The organism is Helicobacter sp. MIT 14-3879 (assembly GCF_003364125.1).
Genome location: NZ_NXLP01000074.1, coordinates 1 through 5296, shown reverse-complemented (window position 1 = coordinate 5296; position 5296 = coordinate 1). Strand labels below are relative to the sequence as shown.

At 35.9% G+C, this 5296-nt stretch carries 4 protein-coding genes; 2 read left to right on the top strand and 2 right to left on the bottom strand.

Annotated elements, in window-relative coordinates; genetic code table 11:
- The first annotated feature begins 477 nt into the window (after window positions 1-477).
- The gene (locus CQA44_RS11035) at window positions 478-987 is read left to right on the top strand and encodes a methylated-DNA--[protein]-cysteine S-methyltransferase (RefSeq protein WP_115547284.1); all 510 of its coding nucleotides are present in this window, start codon (window positions 478-480) and stop codon (window positions 985-987) included.
- A 406-nt stretch (window positions 988-1393) separates the two neighbouring features.
- Here the strand turns inward: CQA44_RS11035 and fumC are convergent, their stop codons facing one another.
- Window positions 1394-2785 carry a class II fumarate hydratase gene (gene fumC / locus CQA44_RS11030; RefSeq protein ID WP_115547283.1) on the bottom strand — a complete coding sequence of 464 codons (1392 nt, stop codon included), beginning with the start codon at window positions 2783-2785 and terminating at the stop codon, window positions 1394-1396.
- Between the two features lie 335 nt (window positions 2786-3120).
- On the bottom strand, window positions 3121-4044 hold the full coding sequence (locus CQA44_RS11025) for a DUF2156 domain-containing protein (RefSeq protein ID WP_258865022.1): 924 nt from the start codon (window positions 4042-4044) through the stop codon (window positions 3121-3123).
- Window positions 4045-4184: 140 nt separating this feature from the next.
- Between CQA44_RS11025 and CQA44_RS11020 the strand changes: the two genes are divergently transcribed.
- Window positions 4185-5296, top strand: a 1112-nt coding sequence (locus CQA44_RS11020) for a histidinol dehydrogenase (RefSeq protein WP_115547282.1), incomplete at its 3' end; no start/stop codon positions are given.

Genomic DNA, 5296 nt, shown 5'->3' with positions numbered 1-5296 from the left:
TCATGATTCTTGGCAGTAATTTCAAAACATACTTACTTCTTTGCATAATTTACATTTGTCAAACCAAAGAAATAAGTACAAACAACAATAGACAACCTCTCTGTAAGAATGCAACAGATTCCGTGTGTCAATAAAGGCACAAAGCCGATGGCTAAAGCATACATTTCTGATTAAAGGCAGCAAGAGCAATAAAATCCCTATGTTTTGATTATTGCAGGACCTTGCCTCTATGCCACAATCACGTGGAATTGATTTGCGTAAGTATTGCATATAGAAATGATATAACATTTGTGGATTCCAAAGACGTGAAATGATATTAAATTCTCAAAACAAATTAAGACAATCACTCCAAAAGAGGAGTTCCAAGATATTTTTTGCCCATCACTCAAAATAAGAGGCTCTAGATTCTTATGTTCTTAAATATTTCAACTATTTAAGTTTATAATTAACGCTCTAATATTTCAAACAGGAGTAACAATGTATTTTGATACTTATGAATGCCCTTTCAGTCGTATTATTATGTTGAGCAATGCAAAAAATCTTATTGGTCTATATTTTCAAACACAACAACATTTTGAGAAACTACAAACACAATCTCAACAAAAAGATCTAGAAATTTTCAGACAAACAAAAGCATGGCTAGATTCTTATTTTTCAGGAAAATCGCCCTCTTTTAGCCCTTCTTTAGAACTAGATTCTACGTCTTTTAGGCTACGTGTATGGCAAATACTTCAAAAAATCCCCAAAGGACAGACAACCACCTACAAACAAATTGCCAAAATCATAGCTCAAGAAAGAGGCATAGCAAAAATGTCTGCACAAGCTGTAGGTGGAGCTGTGGGGGCAAATCCTATCTCTATTATTATCCCCTGTCATCGTGTGATTGGTACAAATCAGAGTTTGGTAGGTTATGCAGGTGGCATGGATATAAAAATGAAGCTTTTGGAGTTAGAAGGAATAGATATTTCTTTACTAAAAGCGCATTGAAAGGATTTACTGACAGCAATCAATGCTCTTTCATAAACCCGCCAATAAGCCATCTCTCTCATTATGCCAAACCAATTCTCTTATGTCGTAGTTTTCTAAAAGTGAGACTGTGGCTTTAAGGTGGATTAAACCGACGTACTATATGCACATTCGAGTGCAAGCTTACACAAATCTATCACATTCTCTCTAAGCAAGGCGCATATCATTGTAGATTGATTCTAAATTCTTATCGCCTACATTAAGTTTGTTATGGATAACACAAAGCTCTTTAAGATGATTTTAGTTGAGTTTGATAAAGGTTTAAGTCTTTCTTATCCCTCTGGGTTATAAATATTCTTGACAATCTCATCGCTTAAATATTGCTATCCTCTTTAGTCCCATAACTTTTCTAACATTCAAACGCGGTTTATGCTTTTGGCTTAATCATATTCGCAGGTACAACGAATTTATCGAAATCATCTTCGCTTAAAAAGCCTAATTCAAGGCAAGATTCTTTGAGTGAAATGCCTTTTTTATGTGCATTTTTTGCAACTTTAGCCGCTTTTTCATAACCAATATACGGATTAAGCGCAGTAACAAGCATGAGTGAATTATGAAGATTATAGTCAATCTTTTCTTTATTTGCCTCAATGCCCTGTGCGCAATGAATATTAAATGAGTGCATACCATCGGCTAGTAAATCAAGACTTTGCAAGAAATTATAAATAATCATAGGCTTATAGACATTGAGTTCAAAATTCCCTTGAGATGCTGCAAATCCAATCGCCGCATCATTGCCCATTACTTGTACAGCCACCATAGTCAGCGATTCACATTGTGTCGGATTGACCTTACCCGGCATAATGGAGCTTCCCGGCTCATTTTCTGGAATGAGAATCTCACCCAATCCACATCTAGGACCGCTTGCAAGCCAACGAATATCGTTAGCAATTTTCATGAGATTCGCTGCTAAACCTTTCATTGCACCATGTGTAAAGTTGATAGCATCATGGCTTGTGAGTGCATGGAATTTATTGGGGCTTGAGACAAATTTTGTGCCTGTAAGGTTGCTTAATTCTTCGCTAACTTTTTCACTTAATTGCGGATGCGCATTAAGCCCTGTTCCTACAGCAGTGCCGCCTATTGCTAACTCTCTCAAGGTAGGGAGGCTTGCTAGAATTTGCTCTTTAGAGTGTTGCAGCATAGAAAGGTATCCGCTAAATTCTTGCCCTAAAGTAAGCGGGGTAGCATCTTGTAAATGTGTTCTTCCAATTTTAATGATAGAATCAAACGCTTTGACTTTAGATTCAAAAGTTTTAATCAGCTCATCTAAAGCGGGAATAAGTTTTTTTTCTACCTGCAAAACCGCAACAATGCTCATCGCAGTGGGAAAGGTATCATTGGAGCTTTGACTCATATTAACATGGTCATTTGGATGCACTAATTTCTTGTCTCTAAAGTCTCCTCCCATGATTTCTGTGGCGCGATTAGCTATAACCTCATTCATATTCATATTGCTTTGTGTGCCAGAGCCTGTTTGCCAAATTGCAAGAGGAAAATTATCGTCAAATTTTCCTGCTATGATTTCATCGCATGCCTGTGTGATAGCATTTTTCTTTGCATCATCAAGCTTGCCTAGTTTATTATTAGTAATAGCTAATGCTTTTTTAAGGTTCGCAAAAGAATAAATAAGGACTTTTGGCATTTTTTCAATACCAATCTTAAAATTTTCAAAACTTCTTTGTGTTTGTGCGCCCCAATACTTTTCATTAGGAACTTTTACTTCGCCCATTGTGTCATGTTCAACTCTGTAATCCATGTCTATCCTTTACATTAAAATATATGTAATATTCTAGCACAAAAAGAAGTGGATTTCACTGCTAAATGGATTGCCCTATCTTGAACCTAGAATCTATTACTCAAATATTTAAAAATCTTGAATTCAAGCTATGACCAATCTGAATAGACGCATAGAATCTACTCATGGAGATGTTTTTGGAATGTGATAAAGCTTTTTTAGATGATGTTACTTCTTTGGTAATTTAAGCAACAAAGATAGCTAAGGCAAATTTCTTTAAATCCTTATAAAATGAGATTCTTAAAGGAGCAGTTTTACTCTTTCAGAGAATGGGATTCGATATAATGAGTTTAACATCATTGTGTAGCAATAGAATCTACAATAACTTCATATTTTTCTAAGATAATATCTGGGTTATAAGACATTTTTGCTTTTCTTAACCCTTCAATGCCTAGATCTTCTTCGCGATTAACATACTTGGTATCTGCAAAACAATGCTTGAGCAACTGTTGATTAATCGCTTGATAAGCCCCACGATAGAGAGTATCTGCTTTTTCTATATGAATGACACAAAGTTCTTGAGAAATCACTTCACCAAAGCTAAATGCAATAATTTTAGAATTAAAACGCAACAAGCCGCCCTTAAAATTGAGTGCTTCATAATGCTGCAATGCACTATTAATTCCACGAGATTCATCAATCAAGCTAGAATCTGTATGATTTTGCGCCCATACTTTCCATGTTTGTTGTAATTCTGAGAGATTAGAAGAATCTATCATCTCAAAATTAAAACCCGCATATTCCTCAAAAAAACGGTTGAGATGATTTTTTTTCTTATGGTATTTTCTGCCTGAAAGGTTGATAAGATTGCTTGTGAGATAAATATAATCGCTTCTGTCACGGTTAAGCTTTGGTTTTATATTTTTAAAGACACAATTTAATATATCAACACTTTTCGCTTCAAGCGAATGTAGTTCTAGGGGGAGATTAAGAGAATCAAAATATTGTTTCAGTGCCTTGAGACATGAAAGTTTATCTCCTGCTCCAATAGGAAAAAAAATGAAAGGGTTTTGATTAGGATAAGTTGTCTTAATCACCAAACATTCATGAATAATGGCAAATTCAATTTTTCGCGCAAGTCTCCAGATAAAAAGATTCCCAAAGCTAATATCTGAAATCATAAAAGAATCTTGTCGTAAATATGTGCAAATACTCTGTCTGTCAGAGAGTTCTAATTCTTTAAAGCATATCTCACTGGGCTGCATGAGGTTTGCGAGCATTCTAACCCTTTCTATAGTTTTATTGAGATTCTATCGTATTTGAGTAAAGTTGCAAAAAGCGAATGAAAATACCCCGAATTGTCTTAAAATCACATAATTTTCTTTATAATTCTCCATAATTTAGATTCTAAGGAATGTCAATGATTAGCCTGTTTAACACCACACATTCTTCTTTTACGCAAAACTTTAACAGCATTTTAGCTCGTTCTCAAAGCGATATGCAAACGCTTATCCCCGAAGTTTTAGCAACATTGCAAGATATACAACAACGAGGTATAGATTCTCTCTTAGAGCTGGTAAGAAAATACGATAATTGGAATCCATGCAGCTTGCAGGATTTGAAAATTGATAAAAACAAGGCAGAGGATGCGTATAAAAAGCTTGATTCTAAATTGAAAAAAAGTTTGCAAATAGCATTTGAAAGAATCTATGAATTTCATAGTCTCACAAAACCAAAAGGATTTATTCACTATGATAAATATGATAATCTTTTAGGGATACAGGTCTTTCCTGTCGCTCGTGCAGGAATTTATATCCCCGGGGGCAAGGCATGTTATCCAAGTTCATTGCTTATGAATGCCATTCCAGCAAAAGTCGCGGGGGTGCAAGAAATCATCATGACGACACCCACCCCAAATAACCAAATAAGCGATGTGCTATTAGCGACAATCCATCTTTGTGATATTACAGAATGTTATAAAATTGGCGGTGTAGGAGCCATTGGCATGCTTGCTTACGGCATAGGGCAACAAGAAGTGGGGGAGTCTTTATCTTTTTTGTATGCAGATTCTAAAAAACATTCGCAATCTTGCATAAAAGATAAATCGAAACTACTATCGGACACAGATACTGAAAGCTTTAAAAAGGTAGATTGTATCAGCGGACCGGGCAACATTTTCGTTGCAACTGCTAAGAAGCTAGTTTTTGGTGAAGTAAATATTGATATGATAGCCGGACCCAGCGAAATTGGAATCATCGCAGATTCTAGTGCAAATGCAGATTCTGTAGCCATTGATATGCTCTCTCAAGCCGAACATGATGAAATGGCTAGTGCCCTACTCATTACCGATGATTCTAATCTAGCACGAGAAATTGCCCAGAAGATTGAGGAAAAACTCACACATTTAAGTCGTCAGCATATCGCGCGCATAAGCATTGACAAGAGAAGTGCCATCATTATTACACGCAATTTGCAAGAAGCAGTGTGTCTTATGAATAAAATTGCCCCTGCACATTTGGAGATTAACACGCA

Coding starts and splice junctions, on each gene's coding strand:
- fumC (WP_115547283.1), bottom strand. CDS start 2,785: ATGGATTACAGAGTTGAACATGACACAATGGGCGAAGTAAAAGTTCCT.
- CQA44_RS11035 (WP_115547284.1), top strand. CDS start 478: ATGTATTTTGATACTTATGAATGCCCTTTCAGTCGTATTATTATGTTG.
- CQA44_RS11025 (WP_258865022.1), bottom strand. CDS start 4,044: ATGCTCGCAAACCTCATGCAGCCCAGTGAGATATGCTTTAAAGAATTA.